The organism is Lewinella cohaerens DSM 23179, from assembly GCF_000379805.1.
GTDB lineage: Bacteria > Bacteroidota > Bacteroidia > Chitinophagales > Saprospiraceae > Lewinella > Lewinella cohaerens.
This window is the reverse complement of record NZ_KB903544.1, coordinates 123842-141203: the sequence shown is the minus strand read 5'-3', so window position 1 is coordinate 141203 and position 17362 is coordinate 123842. Positions and strand designations below refer to the sequence as shown.

Genomic DNA, 17362 nt, shown 5'->3' with positions numbered 1-17362 from the left:
ACAGCAACTAACCAGACAAAAGCTTCTTATTTAAAGACCAAGAGCTACGCTTTTGGGGTTTTAAACGTTATAGACTACAACTACTAGACAGACAATCGAGCATACTATGCGCAAAATATACTTCCTGCTGCTTTTTTCAGCGCTTTATTTACCTTCTGCTTGGGCACAACCCGCCAACGACGAATGCGTCGATGCTATTCCGCTAGATGATATCACCCTGTGGTGTTCTGTGCCGGATGCGTATACCACCATCAATGCGACCATCTCACCGGAAGATAGCCCGATGTGTTTTCCTAACAACCAGGATGCCTTTGATGTTTGGTTTTCGTTTACGGCGGTAGCACCTATCGTTAGTATCAGTGTAATTGGTGAGACGGATGTGAATGATGGCGGGACGATACAAGATCCTCAGTTTGCACTGTATGAAGGGACTTGTGACAACCTTGGCGATGCTATCGCCTGTGCATCGGATAATTCCAATGCTGACCAGGTAACCATCTTTGAGGCTGGCTTGACCATTGGTCAGACCTACTACATCCGTGTGAGTGCTCGCTTTAATCAGACGGGGACTTTTCAGCTGTGTGTCAATAACTTCAATGAAGTTCCTCCACCTGATGGCGATTGTGATTCGGCGGTTATCCTTTGTGATAAATCGCCGTTTTCAGTGAGTTTTGTCGTAGGTGTAGGCGACACGCCCAATGAGATTGGTGATGTAAGTTGTAGCAGTGGTACCTGCCCATTCGATGAATCTAGTAGTACCTGGTATAAATGGACTTGTCAGGATAGCGGGCCGCTGGCCTTTACGCTCACGCCGCTAAACCCGGCTGATGACCTTGATTTTGTTGTATTTGAGTTACCAAATGGGCTAGATGATTGTACTGGAAAGGAAGATTTGAGATGTATGGCCTCTGGTGAAAACGTAGGTGCTGCTTTTGATGAGTGGGCACCTTGTACCGGCGAAACAGGCCTGAGTTTGGCCGATCCGGATATCGGAGAAACCTGTGGCTGCCAAGCAGGAGATAATAATTTTGCGCAGGCTGTAGATATGGTAGCAGGCCGCAGTTATGCGCTGGTTGTTAACAATTTCAGCCAATCTGGTGCCGGTTTTTCCATTGAGTTCGATCAGAGCCCTGGGACGGGAACCTTTGTTGGGCCACAGGCCAATTTTGTTTTTGAACCAGATGTTGCCTGTGTAGGAGAGACCATCAATTTTACGGATGCTTCTTCGTTTATTGGCAATATTGATAGCTACGATTGGGATTTCGGCTCAGGGGCAGAACCGCGTACGGCTACTGGCCAAGGGCCGCACCAAGTGGTGTATAACACGCCGGGTATCAAGCCTGTCGTACTGGAAGTCACCTCGGAACGTGGCTGTGTTGTTACTCGTATTGATTTAGCGACCGAAGTTATTTGCTGTGACGACCATTTTACGACCGATGCGAATATTAGTGATGTGGATTGCCCGGATAGCACCGATGGCGCCATTGATTTCTTGGTGAGTAACCCTTATGGGCCTTATGGTTATAGCTGGAGTAACGGCGCCAATAGCGAGGATGTTACGGGCTTAGCTCCTGGGACCTATACCGTAACTGTTGTGGACGAAGCGACCTGTGAGGATGCCTTTTCATTCGTCGTAGATAGCCCTCCGCCTTTTACTTTTGACACTTTGGTCGTAATGCCTACGTGTAATGGTGGAACCGATGGTGCCGTCACTTTGGTGGTGAATGGAGGTACGCCCCCTTACGAATACAATTGGGAGAACACGGGCTTTGGGCCTAACAATACCTTTAGCGGTATCAGTCAAGGGGATTATACGGTTATCGTTCGCGATGACAATGATTGTGAATTCACCCAGATTTTACCCGTAAGGGAATTAGAGTTGCAGCTAGACCCTGCTGTGCAGACGATCACGCAGCCGAGTTGTTTTGGGTTCAGTGATGGTTCTATTGTGATAGCGATCAATAATGGACTGCCCCCTTACGAGTACAATTTTAACGATGGGAATGGATTTACCTCCAGTAATACATTGAACAATATCCCTGCGGGAACCTACCTGGTAGACGTCTTGGATGCTAACCTTTGTAGTGGCTTTTTCGAACTAGTAGTAGAAGATCACCCACCGCTTACGCTAGATTTTGCGATTGATAATGTTAGTTGTTTTGGCGAAAGTGATGGCAGTGTTGAGGCCCTCGTGACCGGTGGTTTTGGCAATTACTTCTATAGTTGGAATAACGGTGCGGTAACAGCGGTAAATGGAAACCTGGTTGCTGGCACTTATAATCTACAGGTAACAGATGAAAATAATTGCCTGATTACGGGCGATGCCATCGTGACCCAGCCCGATAGCCTGGGCTTAGGACTGGTCGAAGTGATTGACAATATTTGTTTCGGTGAAAGCGAAGGAAGTATTACGGTAGAAGCTGTAGGTGGCTCTCCTCCTTATGAGTATAGTGTAGACGGTTTTACTTTTCAAATGGAACCTGTATTAGGTAATTTGCCAGCCGGAAATTATGAAGTGACAGTGCTGGATGCCGAAGGCTGTACTGCTACTGTAGATGCCACCGTCATTGAACCTATTGAGTTGGTTGTGGATGCTGGCGGTGACCGTTTCATCGTCCTTGGTTATGATACGTTGGTACGGGCAATTTCCAATTATTCCCCCGTGACTTACACCTGGACGCCGATGGATTCTCTGAATTGCCTCAACCCGGATTGTAGCCTAGTTCAGGTTAACCCAACAGCTACGACGACCTATCAGGTGCTGGTCACCAACGAAAATGGCTGTACTGCTACGGATGAGGTGACCATTAATTTGATCAAAGACCGGCCGATTTTCATCCCTAATGTCTTTAGCCCGAATAATGATGGGACCAACGATGGCTTCACCATCTTCAGCGGCCCTGGATTGGAACTCATTGAAAAACTGCAAGTTTTCAGCCGCTGGGGCGAGCTGGTGTTTGAGGCCAATAATATTTTCCCTAACGATGTAGGCCTCGGCTGGGACGGAAAATTCAATGGCGATCCCGTTAACCCTGGTGTTTTTGTTTATTTGGCACAGCTACGTTTCGTCGATGAGGAGATTGTAGAGGTGAAGGGAGATGTGACGGTGATAAGGTAAGAGGGGGCATTCCCAAAAAACTACTATCTTCATCCTTCTAACTTTAAATAACCTATGGGGCTTTTTATTGGGATTGTTGCAGCACTTGCTTTTTCGGCGCTCTTTTCAGGCTCTGAGATGGCTTTTGTATCAGCGAATAAGCTGAAGATAGAACTCAAGAAAAAGAAAGGTTCCTACCGGAGCCTGATCTTGTCGGGTTGGTACGATGGGCCAAACAACTTCATCAGTACCATGCTGGTGGGGAATAATATAGCCTTGGTTATTTTCACCTATCTGATGGGGCAGCTGCTCTCTCCAATACTGTCTCAGTTGTTGGGTATCTCTGAAGAAAGCATTTCTCAGGTCTTGCTGCAAACGGTGTTGATCACGATTGTGGTTTTGCTCTTTGGTGAGTTTCTGCCCAAAACGCTGTTTCGCCTATTTGCAGATGATTTCCTTTATCAGCTGGCCATTCCATTACGATCTCTACAGTTTTTACTCTTTCCTTTTGCGTGGACGATGACCAAAGCATCGGACCTGACTTTGCGGCTGCTCTTTAAAAAGAGAGTAGCACCAACGGAGCAAATATTAACAAGGCTGGATTTGGAAAACTTCGTAAGAGAGTCTCGATCTGATGCTCAGGAGGAAATTGATAAAGACCTTTTTGGAAAAGCATTGAACCTGCGGGAAGTGCGTGTGCGGGAGAGCATGGTGCCACGCACCGAAATTGAGAGCATTGATGTAAGCGCCAGCATAGAAGAATTGGTGGAGGTTTTCCAAAAGACCCATTTGTCCCGACTTCTGGTTATTAATGAAGATGTGGACAATGTCCTGGGTTATGTACATCACCAGCAACTTTTTGAAGAACCCAAAAGTATTAAGCAGCTTGCCCTGGCGATTCCATTCGTACCTGAAACGATGTATGTAACGGAGTTGATGAACAAACTCATTAAAGAAAAGATGAGTATCGCCTGTGTCTTCGATGAGTTTGGAGGTATTTCGGGCATCATTACATTGGAGGATATCCTGGAAGAAATTTTTGGCGAAATAGAAGATGAACACGATAAGGGAGATCATATAGAAGAGGACCTTGGAGAAGGTACCTTTTTGTTTTCCGGCCGTTTAGAGATCGATTATCTTAACGAAAAGTATGGCCTCTTTTTACCAGAAGGGGAATACCATACCCTTTCTGGCTATCTGGTAACCACAACGGAAGATATTCCTGAACAAGAACAAATACTGGAGCTTGGCGATTATCGCTTTATCATAGAGTTGGTGAGCAATACCCGTATTGAAACGGTGAAGATTGAAACTATTACGAAAGAAGAATAAAAAACACTCATGGAAGAACAACCAATTATTGAAAATCAGGAACTCAACATCTGGGAAGCGTTAATTCCCGTCATTATCCTGGTTATCCTACTTAGTTTCAATGTGAGTGTTTTTGGGGATGATGCCCTCAGTGGCTCCAACCAGTTTATTTTACTCATCGGTGGAGCGGTTGCTGCCATCGTTGGATTTATGAACAAGGTCTCCTACCGCAAAATGATTGATGAAGTCGCCAATAATATCAAATCGACGACGGAAGCGATTCTTATACTGTTGCTCGTAGGGGCTTTGGCGGGTACCTGGCTCATCAGTGGAGTGATTCCTTCGATGATTTTTTATGGTTTAAAAATATTGAATCCGACCATATTCCTGCCCGCTACAGTGGTTATCTGTGCTATTATTTCCATCGCTACGGGTAGTTCCTGGACTACCTCTGCCACGGTGGGCATTGCCTTAGTCGGGATCGGCCAAGCCATTGGCATTCCTCTGGGAATGGTAGCAGGAGCGGTATTGTCTGGCGCTTATTTTGGGGATAAAATGTCGCCATTGTCAGATACCACCAATCTGGCACCAGCTATGGCTGGTGGCGAGTTGTTTGCGCACATTCGCTACATGGCCTACACGACGGTTCCAACAATTGTCATTACCATCATCGTATTTATCATAATAGGCCTGACCATAGAGCCTACAGGTGTGGCCGATACCAAAGCTCTACTTGGTGCTATGGAAGCGCAGTTTCTTATTAGCCCAGTCCTGTTTTTTGTGCCAGCAGTAGTTATTTTTCTGATTATCCGAAAGACCAAGCCTTTAATCGCATTGTTGGCAGGTACGCTGTTGGGAGGTGTTTTTGCAGTAGGTTTTCAACCCGAAGTTGTGGCTGCTATAGCCGAAACGGAAACGCTCAGCTTTACCAGCGCTTATGTTGGTGTCATGAAAGCCATTACTGTAGATGTAGCCGTAGAAACGGAAAACGCCTTGCTTAATGATCTCTTCTCTTCTAGCGGGATGGCAGGAATGTTGGGGACTATCTGGTTGATCTTATGTGCGATGGTTTTTGGTGGAATCATGGATGCCATCGGAGCACTTGCACGTATCAGTCGCTCACTACTCAATATGGCAGAAAGTACCTTTAGCTTGTTTGCGAGCACTGTGGCCAGCTGTTTGGCACTTAATGTCACGGCATCTGATCAATACTTGGCAATTGTTGTGCCTGGTAAGATGTTTGCTAAAGCCTATGAAGAACGCGGCCTTGCGCCCGAAAACCTTAGTCGTACCCTGGAAGATTCAGGAACGGTTACTTCGGTATTGGTACCTTGGAATACCTGTGGAGCTTACCAATCTGGGGTACTTGGCGTATCCGTTGCCGATTATTTCATCTACGCGATCTTCAATTACCTAAGTCCGTTTATGACCTTGCTGTTTGCTGCATTCCGGATTAAGATTCGCCAGTTGAATGGAGAGTTTTTGGCTAAGTAATTATTTGAGCGAAGCTCTAAGAAGGCGACAAAGTGCTAAATGGCATTTTGTCGCCTTTCTTATTACAGAATGAGCGGTATACGTCTTACTTACTTTTGTTTGATCGAACTGTAATTACAGTGAAGAATAGTAAAAAGCCTATACACAGGTAAACAAAACTATCATGAATGATGGAGTATAATGTAGTGACACCTTTAGCAGGAAGTTGTGCATACATGATTTTGTTATTTCCATCAAAGCTGCTCATTTGTGAAGCCATTTCACCGTATGGTGTGATTGCTGCGGAAAGCCCAAAACGGGTTGAACGGAGGACAGCATGACCTTGCTCAACTGCTCTAAAGGCAGCCATTTCTGTATGCACAGGGTCAATGCCTCTCCAGTCACTTGACGGAAGAATAACCATATCTGCCCCTAATTCACCATACTCTTTTGCCAGGTATGGAAAATCATAGTCATAGCAAATTGCAGCTCCGACTTTTGTTCCTGTTACATCAACCACTTTTAAAGGCGACGTTCCCTGCACTGCTGGTTCTCCTGGCACGGGTTGATGCTTAAGGTAGGAATGCGTAATGTTCCCTGACGAATCAATAAACTGGTACTTGTTCTCATACTTAAAGGGCGTTTGTGAAATGGGTGTCACATAAGCAGCTACCAAAGTGATATTGAGTTCAACGGCTAGTTTCTTTATGGATTCAATCCATTCCTTCTCCTCTTCAGGCATTATAAATAAGGCAGCTTCGTTCCATGCTATTATTTTAGCACCACCGGCTGCTGCTGTTCTTGTTCGCTCAAATAATGCCGTTTTATTTTGGTCATTACTTTCCTTAGAAGGTAATGGTAAACCACTTACCTCGGAATCTGTTCCAACGGCTGCAACAGTTACCGTGTCAATGCCATTGGATTTGCTCAAGTCGTAACGAATGGAGCCAAAAACAATGAAAAGGAACAACATAATTAACGGAAGCTGAAATGTTGAAGTAGCGATTTCCCTTTTGATTATGATAGTAGCAATTGAGACATTAACCCAATAAATGAGAAAGCTCAGTCCAGCCAAGCCAAACAAGGACACTGTTTGAATAAGTGATACATTATCGTGCATGGTATATGCCGCTACTCCCCAACTGGCAAGAGGTGTAAAGGTGTATTGAATCCATTCCATAATGATCATGATAATAGGAAATAGAAGCAGCGCGTATTTTTGATTTTTAAATCTACTCCAGGCTAGGTAAGCAGGCAGGTGGAATAAACTAATTGGAATCGAGTAGAGTAAGGTCAGTACTAGTGGTATTGGCTCGCTAATAATCTTCGCTACCACCAAAGTCCAAGCGAAAACGAAAGCCAGAAAAAAGGTTAATCTTGACTTCCAGCCTTGTGTGAGGCTTAGATAAATTAAAAAAGGAACACTTGAAACCCAAGCCATGACTTCAATACTAAAGGTCATGTGAGATAGCGCCATGGTAGCTACTCCGATTGCGAGATACCAAAGTGGATTAATTTTATTTACATTGAATCCTTGCTTGAGGGTACTCGATAAGTTTTTCATCTTTCTTTGTTTTTAATTCTCTACAAAGATTGATGATACTGATTTCAAATCCATTAACATTTGTTAAAGGATGGCATTTTATTGCATGAGTCCTTTACGGAGTCTACTTAGGGAAATGTTTGTAATTCCGAGATAGGAGGCAATGTCAATATGTGAGATTAGATTTTCCAGGAAGTGATATTTTTCTCTAAAAAGGAGGAGCCTTTCTTTAGCATTCAGCGAAGCGAGGCCAATTTCTTTCTCGACTTTTGCAAGGAGTTCATTTTGTAAAACCATATTTCCAAACTCGCGTATGTCAATGTGATTTATCATTAACTGCTCAAACTTGTCAGCGTTTAAACTGGCAACGGTTAGCTTGGTAAGCGCTTGAAAGTTGAGGTGAGATATTTGATTAGCTGTTCTCGTTTTATTCGGAGAAAGAACACCGCCTTCAAGAAAAAAGGAGATGGTTACTTCTTCACCTTCCGGGCTTAGTAGAAAGCTCCGACACACACCTTCGTAAACAAAGTATTCCTTGTTGTTTCTTTTTCCTCTATCTATAAAAATATCTCCTTTTTCATAAACTTCAATTACGATTAAGTCATTAACCAGATCTAACGACCTCTCCGATACAGGTGATACCTTGTTGATTAAGGGCCTTGTTCTTTCTTTAATCTGTTCGGAATTCATAACTATTATTTATTTGCGCGCAACTATCGAATAAGCGTAACATCTCCTTTGAATATCTCTACGCGCCCATCCGCAAACTCTACTTCGGCAAAATAGACGAAAACAGCAGGGTTCATTATCACGCCTGCCTTGGTGCCATCCCATCCGTAACGAGGATCATTGGGTGCGAAATTATCAACGGTGTAAATAGCGTTCCCCCAGCGATCAAAAATATCGAATTGATGTATTTGGGTGACGCTGCCCAATTCGGCAAATGGATAAAATACATCATTGTCGCCATCGCCATTAGGCGAGAAAATATTAGGGAAATACACAGGGAAATCCCGGTTGACGAAAACCCGCACCAAAGCTTTGTCGCTACAGCCATTTTCTGAAATCACACTGATTTGATACAGGCTTGTCTCGGTAGGTTGGGCATAAGGGGCCAGGCAATCACCACAACTAAGCGTCGATGCGTCTTCCCAATTAATTTGTGCTAGTGATGCTTCCGGGTAGTTGGTTTGTGCAACCAGTCTTACACTGTCTCCGTAATCGATCTCTAATTCGGGCTGGGTGACCAGTACGTAGAGTGAATCGGGTTGAATGATTTCAATCGTTTCTTCATAGGTACAGCCATTGCTGTCTTCAATTAATGTCTGATAAACACCTGCGGGGATGTTCGTAAAAAGTGTTTGCGACTGCAAGCTGTTTCCATCATTGATACTGTAAAGGTAAGGAGGGGTGCCACCTTGAATGCTGCTGAAGTTGATCAGGCCAAGGTCGCCAAAACAGAGTGGTTGTACGGCCTCCAATGTAGCTACAGGGATATTTTCGGTAACGGTCACAAGGTCCATTGCGGTACAACCGTTGGCTGTATTGGTCACAAGGATTTGATAGCCTCCGGGGGCATTGATGGTTGGGGATAAGGTGTTCTCGTTGATAACGGTCGTTCCACCAACTGATGTCCAGAGGTAGGTGAAGGTACTGCCCTGGGAGGAATTGGTGCCATTTAGGTTATCCTGTTCATCGGTACAATCCAGTACGAAATCGTTGCCCGCAGAAGCCAGCGGTGGCGTAATGTCTTGTTCTACGATGACGTTAGCGGTGTTGCTACAATCGTTGCTGGTATCTTCAATCATAAGGATATAGGTGCCGGGTGCGCCTACTTGCGGGGTTAGTCCATCGGCACCTGAGAGAATTATCCCACCTGTTGTCGTCCAGCTGTAGAGTAAATTTGTACCCATGCTAGAAGCCGTAGCGTCCAATGGCGTGCTCAGTACATTACAATTGAGTTCCGCTGGCGTAGCAAAGACAATAACGGGTACGTCGTCATCTTGTAATACTTCAATACTGGCGCTGCTGAAACAGGTGTTTTCGGTATTCACGATCTCTAAAGTATAGATTCCTGGCTGACTTACTTCTGGCAATAAACCATCCGCTCCATCGTCAATTTGCCCATTCGCTGTCGACCAGGTTATGGCCAGGTCAGGCCCACTGCTAGATGCGCCAGCATCGAGAATTAAGCTTGGTGTTCCACAGTCTAAAATGCCCGGCATATCAATCATGGCTATTGGCTGAAGCGTATCCTGAAAGACCATTGTGCCTAAGCTGTCAGTACATCCGTTAGTGATGTTGGTGACTAAAAGGCCATAGCTTCCTGGCGTGTTTACGGTAATATTGGCTCCATCAGTAGGACTGGTAATATTTCCGTCAGGACTTTCCCATTGATAGGATAAGCTACTCGTTCCGGTGCTGTTTTCTCCCACGATATTCAAAGAAAGCACGGTACAGTTGAGCGTATCGACAGGATCGATCTGTACAATAGGATCATCTAGGTCTTCTCGCACTAAAATCGTACGGCTACCTACGCAGCCATTGTCAGTGTTGGTAACCATCAGGGTGTAGTTACCTGCTTGATCAACTGTGGGGATAAGGGTATTAGCATCTTGCAAAATATTACCATCTGCAGTGGTCCAGCTGTATACGGGGGCATTACCTACATTGCTAGCGATGTTGCCTTGTAATTGGATGCTAGGGTTGTTACAGTCCACCGTTATAGGGGGTGTAATGGCTACTAGTGGTGTGTCGGTGTCTTCTTCTACATCAATGTCGGAAATAGCGGTACAGCCGTTGTCGTTATCTGTTAAAAGCAGCTCGTAGCTACCAGATAAGCCTACTGTAGGCGTGGATGTTGAACCGTTGGTGATTGTATTACCATCTGCATTTGACCACGCGAAGGAAAGCATGTTTCCTGTACTCCCCGTTGCGTCGAGCCCTACAGAGAGGGTAATGCAATCCAAGGTGTCAGGTACTGCAATCATTGGCACTGGAGGGATCAGGTTGTCCTGTACGGAAACGGTCGCTGTTTGACTGCATCCATTGTCTGTATTTGTAAGAAGGAGTTGATAATCTCCGGCTTGTGTAATTGTAGCGATGGCTTGGTCTTCATTCATAATGGGTAGGCTGAAGGTATTGCTCCAACTATAGGTTGGGGTGTTACCTGCGAGACTCGCTCCCGCATCGAGGGTAGCAGTGGTGTCTGCGCAAGTCAGAATAGCTGGTGACAAAATTTGGATAACCGGGCTGATGGTGTCCAGTGTCACGGTTACTTCGTCGGTGGCCAAGCACTCGTTGGTGGTGTTTGTTACCTCCAGAAGGTAGGTGCCTGCGGCATCAATCATAGGGGTAGCAGTGTTCGCTCCATTTTGAATGTTGCCATTCATCGTGCTCCATGTATAGGTTGTACCTGCCCCTTGTGCATCGGCAGTTCCTGATAACTGCAGTTGTGTCCGAGTACAATTAAGTAAGGTGTCCAGACCGGCATCAACAATAGGCGGGATATTGTCTAAAAGAACCTGTATTTCGGCCTGAGCTCGGCAGTTGTTGTTGGTGTCTTCGACCGTGAGGGTATACGTGCCGGGGCTATCTACCAAGGGTTGTAAGGTACTGGCGTCTTGCACAATATTCCCATCAGCGGTTGTCCAGGTGAAAGCGGTATTGCCACTGTTACTATTGGCTGTGCCGGCAAGGTTGACACTCAGTCGTCCACAAGTGAGTGATAAAGGCATTGCTATACTGGCCTGTGGGAAATTATCATCCTGAGTGACCACCGTAGAAGTAGTATCCATACAACCATTGATGGTATTGGTGACGATCAATTGGTAGTCTCCGGCTTGTCCAGCATTGACTTGATCCGCGCTTGGGTTACCGACTAAGCTACCGTTCAAGGTAGACCAAGCGTAGGCCAAGGCAGAGGTGCCGATAGAGGCACTACCATCCAAGAGGGAAAGGCTGTCGGTACAGGTCAATTGAGGAGGCAATGCGACCATAGCCGTAGGGAGCTGTATATCTTGGGTCACGAGTACCGTGTCTATTGCGAAGCAACCATTGCTCTCGTCCAAAACTTCGAGAATATACATACCGGGATCGCTAACGGCCAAGGTCGCTATGCTATCGAGTGAAGGGAGTGTGGCGTTGGGACTAGACCAGGTGTAATTGATATTGCTGCCGGTGCTACTATTCCCGCCAAGGGTGTGAGTAGTTGTGTTACAATCCAGATTTTGATCTGTCCCTGCAGCTGCGGCTGGCGATACCGTGTTTTCTGTCAGCTGAATGCTACTGGAGTCTGTACATTGATTGGCCGGGTTTAGCACAGTTACGTTGTAAGTTCCGATACTGGTTGCTAAAATTTGAGCGGTACTGTCACTACCTGAGATTGTTCCGTCTAAGGTGTTCCACTGAAAATCAGGATTGGGGAATGAAGTAGCCAAGCTCGCAGTGATGGTCATATCACTTTGCACACAATTCAGCTCGCTAATTGGCAGTATAGATAGGTCGGGTAGCACCACATCTTCTGTTACCGTTACGGTAGCGGTGGAGGTACACCCATTGCTGGTGTTTTCAACCAATAACTGATAGTCGCCAGGATCGTTGATGCTTGCCAGTAGAGTATCGGTGGCCGAGGTAATTTGCCCGTTACTTGTAGACCACAGGTATTGGAAGTTTCCTCCTTGGCTACTACCAGAACCATTTAATATCTGATCGACAACTTGGCAGTTGAGCTCAATGGGCGGCATGATAGCTGCAACCGGCAGGAGCGTGTCTTGTACGACGGTGACCGAAGCGCTACTGCTACAACCGTTGGTCGTATCTGTAATCTCAAGGGTGTATCCGCCAGGTTGGTCTACTACTGGCAGAAGGCCGTTGGTACCACTTACAAATTGCCCTCCTGTGGTTGACCAAACGAGGTTGTAATCCATTCCGCTGGTGGACCCGGAAGCGTCTAATGTCAAAGTATTGGTAAGACAATCCAAGGTGTCGCTTAATACTATTTGTACTACGGGAGTATCATCATCCCCTACAACAATCACCTGGTCTGTGGCGGTACAGCCGTTGACGGTACTGGTGACTTCGAGGACATAGGTGCCTGCTGATCCCACAAAAGGGTTCAGGGTGGTAGCTCCACTGATGATTGTACCGCTGGAGGTACTCCATAGATAGGTAGCATTGGTATCTGAGGAGCCATTGCCATTGAGTTGTAGGTTGCTGTCTCCACAGCTAAAAAGGGGAGCAGTTCCTGCTTCGGCAACAGGTGGTGTTGTGTTTTCATTTACGGTAACCGTGGCCATATTGCTACAGCCAGTGTCTATTTCAGTGATAACTAAAGTATAATCTCCAGCAGCCGTAGCGGTAGCTGTTTCTTGATCTGTAGGGCCAATTAGTGTTCCATTTGTAGTCGTCCAGCTATAGGTAACGCCGGTAAATGGAATACTTGAAGTACCATCCAATACCACACTTGTAGTGAGGCACGTAAGTGTTGGCGGGGCAGTGATATCAACAATAACAGGGTTGTTTCCTCCCATTACGGTTACCGTTGTTTGGTCTGTACAGCCATTGTCAGTATCTGTGACCACAAGCGTGTAGTCACCTGGTTGATCAACTTCTGGGGAAAAGTCTGTTGCTCCACTCACAATATTACCATTAGCAGTTGTCCATTGGTAAGTGAATTCATCTCCAAAGGAGGATAAGCTACCGTCGATCACGAGGCTTGGATTTGCACATCCTACCTCTCCATCAACAATTGCAATAGCATCGGGGATATCCTGGTCAGCTGTCACATAAATGTCGTATTCATCAGTACATCCGGAGATACTGTTCATTACGGTTAAGGTGTAGAAGCCTTCAGCGCCTACCAGCGGGAAAAGCGTATTGCCTCCGGCCAAAATAACACCATCATTCGTTGTCCATTCATAATCAAAAACACTACTCTCTGAAGAACCCGTCCCATCTAGTTCTACGCTGGGTGGGTCACAGGTCAAAATCTCATCGAGTGCAAATGCTACGGGGACATCGGGGTTTTCTTCGACAATTACACTGGCTTCTTCCATGCAAAAACCACCTTGGCCATCGTCATAGATGACGGTTAGGGTATATTCTCCGGGTTCGTCGACAGTAGCCTGGTTGCCATTGGTGTCTGTGAAGTTTCCGTCACTGGTCGTCCAGTCATAAGAAATATCATTGCCAGAGGTGGAGTTGCTACCGTCAAGGGTTACCTCTCCTGTGATACAATCGAGATAAGGCGGAATGTCAATTTCAGCTTCCAATTGATTGATAACAACGATAACGTCGTCCATGCTTTCGCAAAAAGTGAGATTGTTATAAACGGTAAGGGTGTAGGCTCCTGCGGCATCTACGACAGGCATATCGGTAAACTCTCCAGAAACGATGTTTCCGTTACTGGTTGTCCATTCGTACTCAAATTCAGCACCAGCATCAGATCCGCTTCCATCAAGAGTAGCCAAAGCACCAACGCAAGGGATTGTGACCATGGTTCCTGCATCAGCGACTACTTCTGCGGGTAGTCCAGGGCATACGGTATGTATATTGGTTGCCCCACCCGTAGAAGAAGTGTAGCCCCAAAAGGCCATGTTTGATCCACCAAAACAGTTGTTGATGATGTCAAAAACACCAGATAGGATCAGGTTACCGTCAAAGTAGACTTCGTAAGAATTGGTCGCGGGGTCCCAGTTGAAGGTGACATCGTAGTCGTTACCATCTTCAATATTACCGAGATCAAAAGGACCATTAATGGTTGTTGTGAAATCACCATTGATATTAATAGCGGCATGATCATTGACGGGGTCGCCTAATGCAGCGTTCTGGTAAGTATCGAATTCGACGATAAAGGAATTAGGGATACCCTGTGCTCCGATACCTTCGCCACTGATTCCACAGGTAGAGGAAGTATTGCTTTGATAAACTAAGCAGATGCCATCAGCGCCAGCATTATTGGTGCCAAAGTTGACGGTCATCGTGTGGGAGAAAGGCTGGGAGAAGTCTGTTTCTTCGTGAAACCAGGCACAGCCTTGCTGTCCTCCCGCATTAGAGGTCAGTTGGATACATTCCCCCATTAAGGTTGCACTTCCGGTTAAGAGGAATTCATCGTCACACGTTAACTGTGCGGCAAGCGGCAATGAAAATAGTAAGCAGAGGGAAGAAAGTATTTGAATTCTCATAGTGGTTGTTCCTTTGTCAATGACCCAAATTACCGGCTACTGCAACTGGGGGGTAAGTCCAGGGCTGTACAATTCTTTTACTTGGCAATAGCCAAAGTAAAGCGAAAGATTTGGTTGTATTGAGGTTGGCTTTAAGCCTTGGTTTCAAAAAGGGAAAGGGGCAACTAGTGTAAAACTAGCTAGTTTGTAGCGGCTAAAATAAAGACTTTGTTGAGTTTAGTTGGTCATTTTTAGCAAAAGGTCTTCAAGATGATGTCTTTCGATGCCAAACTGAGACTTCAGGTGCTCGATTTCTTCCAGTGCTTCAGGCCTTGGCTGGCTTTTAATGGCCGTTATCATTACATTTTTTGGGGTATGCTCGGTACCTATAAATTCAAAGACTTTGGTCTTATAGCCATGTGCTTCCAGCAACAAGCTGCGGATAGCATCGGTCAGCATTTCGGCTTGGCGTTCCAAGAGGATACCGTGTTGTAGCATCGGCTGTAGTGCTGCCGGAGGGTGCATTGCTTTGCGTACCTGTTTGTGGCAGCACGGAGCGACAATGATAAGTTCGGCCTGTGCTCTTATGCCTTTGGCGATGGCTTCGTCGGTGGCGGTATCGCAGGCATGGAGGGCGATGAGCATGTCAATGCCGCCATCTGGTTCGTACTGATGAATATCGCCTGCGATAAATTCTAGCCCCTGAAATTTGCTTTGTTCCGCAATGGTATTGCAGATTTTTACCAAATCGGGACGAAGCTCAACCCCCGTCATTTTAATAGGCAGTTGGGTTTCATTGACGAGATAATCATACAAGCCAAAGGTGAGGTAACCCTTGCCCGAACCCATATCTACGATGCGAGCACCTTTTGATAATGGCTGCTCCCGCAAAAGATGGCTAATCAGTTCGATGTACTTATTGATTTGCCGAAACTTACGCCTGCCATTTTGCAGGATTTGCCCATCCTGGCCCGCAATGCCTAGTGAGGTAAGGTAGGGCCTTGGATCAGTCAACGGCCGCTGCTTTTGTTGGTTGTGTTCCAAAGAAACAGGTTCGCGAGTAGCGATGGTGCGAGAGCGTACCAAGCCCTTGCCCTTTTTGCTTATCATCAAACTTACCTGTTTTGATACGGTGAAGAGTTCGGCTTGGCGAAAATCCTCTGTGAGCCATTTGTTAATGGCAGTGGTCGCTTCTGTAAGGGAGAAGTTTTTGGTCTCATCGCGCGTAGCAAAGCGCAGTGTGCAGGAAAGGTGTGGCTCTTCCTTGATCAATACCAGGCGTGCATAGACGTTCTTCAAATCAGATTGGGCACTACGGTTTTTGCTCAGCGTTAATTTACTCAACTGCTGGTTGATGAGTGCCTGAGAAAGATGATCTAAAAAGGTTTCTATTGCTTCCATCACGCAAAGATACAGATTCGTAGAATGAAATTAGGAGGTGAAAGCAGGCAGGGCTGATCGTACCATTGCGATTATACAATTACCGTATTTGCTGAGTTTTAAACCCTGTTTTTGGGCAGACCTTCTAAAGTTTTAATGCTTTTGCTTGTTTCACATGCGCCAAATGGTGCCGACAATGCCATTGGTAATTGTCCAGCCCTAATAATAGGCTAAACGGAGCGCCATGCTCTGGATGAAAATAAGAACATTGGTATTGATCTTCGTTCATCCCTTTTAATAGCGCTACCCAGCGGGTATGTATTCCTTCCAGAATGCCCAAGGAAACACCAACAGGAAGGTGATAATCTGACATTTCTGCCCAGGCGGCCTCATCGTAAGGCTTGATGGTAGGGTTTTCTTCGGTGAGCGCCAACTTGAAGCGAGTAAAAGCATTCATATGGCTGTCTGCACAGTGATGAATGACCTGCCGGATCGTCCAGCCTCCGGGCCGGTACTGATAAGCTAATTCTTCAGAAGATAGGCCACTGGTTTCTGCACGTAGCTGGTTGGGGAAATCGGCTATTATTTGCTGCCAATCAGCAATAATGTTGGCAGAAGGGGAAGGAGTAGCCACAAATGTTCCTACGGGATAGCTGAGTTCGTGTTGTGATTTCATAAGGTCTATTCAATGGTTATTTTTTCACCCAAGTATTTTGGGGCTTTCCCAAATATTAAATCAAGCTGCATCTTCATACGGGCAAGATACTCTCGGATAAGTACCGTGTAGCCATAAGCCAAACTTACTTCTTGAGCCACATATCCGCTGACTTCTAATCCATGTTGCTGCCCGATGTATATGGCTCGAGCTGCGTGGAAGGGTTGCGAAATACAAATAAAGGATTTTTGCCCAAAAATCTCCTTTGCTCGTACAACAGAATCTAGGGTACGAAAGCCTGCATAATCCAGGTAAATACGATCTGCTGGAATACCGAGCGCTACCAAATCTTCTTTCATTTGCGCCGGCTCGTTGTATTCTTTGGTGCCATTATCACCGCTAAGCAATAAAAACTGGACTTTCCCGGCCTCAAAAAGTTCCTGAGCAGCTGTAATTCTGTAGCGGTAATAAAGGTTGATCTGTCCACCAGCTAAATACTTGGATGTGCCCAGTACAAGACCGACCTTCTGGGGCGGGATACCACTGGTGTTCGTAAATAAAGAGGCCGCGGTTTGTCGTTTTACATAGTGATAATTAAGTACCGTGACGATAACAACCACCAGTATAAGAAAGGCTGAAATTTTGAGCCATTTTTTCATAATACAAAATTGATGTTTTTAGGGAGAGTTTTCGTAAAACAACCAGAAAATATACAGCTGAGGAGAATATAGCCTCTTGAT

The 17362-nt window shown here is 45.8% G+C and carries 9 protein-coding genes; 3 read left to right on the top strand and 6 right to left on the bottom strand.

Annotated features, from left to right (window positions below; translation table 11 throughout):
* Nucleotides 1-106 precede the first annotated feature (106 nt).
* The 3 genes from A3EU_RS0113990 to nhaC are packed head-to-tail and all read left to right on the top strand — an operon-like array spanning nucleotide 107 to nucleotide 5902.
* Nucleotides 107-3118, top strand: a complete 3012-nt coding sequence (locus tag A3EU_RS0113990; RefSeq protein WP_020536801.1) for a T9SS type B sorting domain-containing protein — start codon at nucleotides 107-109, stop codon at nucleotides 3116-3118.
* Nucleotides 3119-3172: 54 nt separating this feature from the next.
* Nucleotides 3173-4429 carry a hemolysin family protein gene (locus tag A3EU_RS34275; RefSeq protein WP_020536800.1) on the top strand — a complete coding sequence of 419 codons (1257 nt, stop codon included), beginning with the start codon at nucleotides 3173-3175 and terminating at the stop codon, nucleotides 4427-4429.
* A 9-nt stretch (nucleotides 4430-4438) separates the two neighbouring features.
* Nucleotides 4439-5902 (top strand): Na+/H+ antiporter NhaC, encoded by a 1464-nt coding sequence (gene nhaC, locus A3EU_RS34270; RefSeq protein WP_020536799.1) that lies wholly within the window; start codon nucleotides 4439-4441, stop codon nucleotides 5900-5902.
* 85 nt (nucleotides 5903-5987) lie between these two features.
* On the opposite strand, the gene A3EU_RS0113975 is transcribed toward nhaC, so the two are convergent.
* The 6 genes from A3EU_RS0113975 to A3EU_RS0113950 all read right to left on the bottom strand — a co-directional run bounded on the left by A3EU_RS0113975 (nucleotide 5988) and on the right by A3EU_RS0113950 (nucleotide 17281).
* A complete protein-coding gene (locus tag A3EU_RS0113975; RefSeq protein WP_020536798.1) occupies nucleotides 5988-7445 on the bottom strand; it encodes a nitrilase-related carbon-nitrogen hydrolase in 1458 nt (485 codons plus the stop codon).
* Nucleotides 7446-7523: 78 nt separating this feature from the next.
* Nucleotides 7524-8114: a Crp/Fnr family transcriptional regulator gene (locus A3EU_RS0113970; protein ID WP_020536797.1), complete on the bottom strand. Its 591-nt coding sequence runs from the start codon at nucleotides 8112-8114 to the stop codon at nucleotides 7524-7526.
* 23 nt (nucleotides 8115-8137) lie between these two features.
* Complete coding sequence (locus tag A3EU_RS0113965; protein ID WP_044085914.1) at nucleotides 8138-14608, bottom strand: lectin-like domain-containing protein; 6471 nt, start codon at nucleotides 14606-14608, stop codon at nucleotides 8138-8140.
* Nucleotides 14609-14824: 216 nt separating this feature from the next.
* Complete coding sequence (locus A3EU_RS0113960; protein WP_020536795.1) at nucleotides 14825-15988, bottom strand: class I SAM-dependent methyltransferase; 1164 nt, start codon at nucleotides 15986-15988, stop codon at nucleotides 14825-14827.
* Between the two features lie 124 nt (nucleotides 15989-16112).
* Nucleotides 16113-16643 (bottom strand): YfiT family bacillithiol transferase, encoded by a 531-nt coding sequence (locus tag A3EU_RS0113955; protein WP_020536794.1) that lies wholly within the window; start codon nucleotides 16641-16643, stop codon nucleotides 16113-16115.
* A gap of 5 nt (nucleotides 16644-16648) precedes the next feature.
* Entirely contained in the window at nucleotides 16649-17281 is a 633-nt protein-coding gene (locus A3EU_RS0113950) for a SanA/YdcF family protein (protein WP_020536793.1), read from the bottom strand.
* Between the last annotated feature and the right edge of the window lie 81 nt (nucleotides 17282-17362).

Excerpts from the sequence above, each read along its gene's own strand:
- A3EU_RS0113970 (WP_020536797.1), bottom strand. The coding sequence starts at position 8,114 with ATGAATTCCGAACAGATTAAAGAAAGAACAAGGCCCTTAATCAACAAG.
- A3EU_RS34275 (WP_020536800.1), top strand. The coding sequence starts at position 3,173 with ATGGGGCTTTTTATTGGGATTGTTGCAGCACTTGCTTTTTCGGCGCTC.
- A3EU_RS0113965 (WP_044085914.1), bottom strand. The coding sequence starts at position 14,608 with ATGAGAATTCAAATACTTTCTTCCCTCTGCTTACTATTTTCATTGCCG.
- A3EU_RS0113950 (WP_020536793.1), bottom strand. The coding sequence starts at position 17,281 with ATGAAAAAATGGCTCAAAATTTCAGCCTTTCTTATACTGGTGGTTGTT.
- A3EU_RS0113975 (WP_020536798.1), bottom strand. The coding sequence starts at position 7,445 with ATGAAAAACTTATCGAGTACCCTCAAGCAAGGATTCAATGTAAATAAA.
- A3EU_RS0113960 (WP_020536795.1), bottom strand. The coding sequence starts at position 15,988 with ATGGAAGCAATAGAAACCTTTTTAGATCATCTTTCTCAGGCACTCATC.
- nhaC (WP_020536799.1), top strand. The coding sequence starts at position 4,439 with ATGGAAGAACAACCAATTATTGAAAATCAGGAACTCAACATCTGGGAA.
- A3EU_RS0113955 (WP_020536794.1), bottom strand. The coding sequence starts at position 16,643 with ATGAAATCACAACACGAACTCAGCTATCCCGTAGGAACATTTGTGGCT.
- A3EU_RS0113990 (WP_020536801.1), top strand. The coding sequence starts at position 107 with ATGCGCAAAATATACTTCCTGCTGCTTTTTTCAGCGCTTTATTTACCT.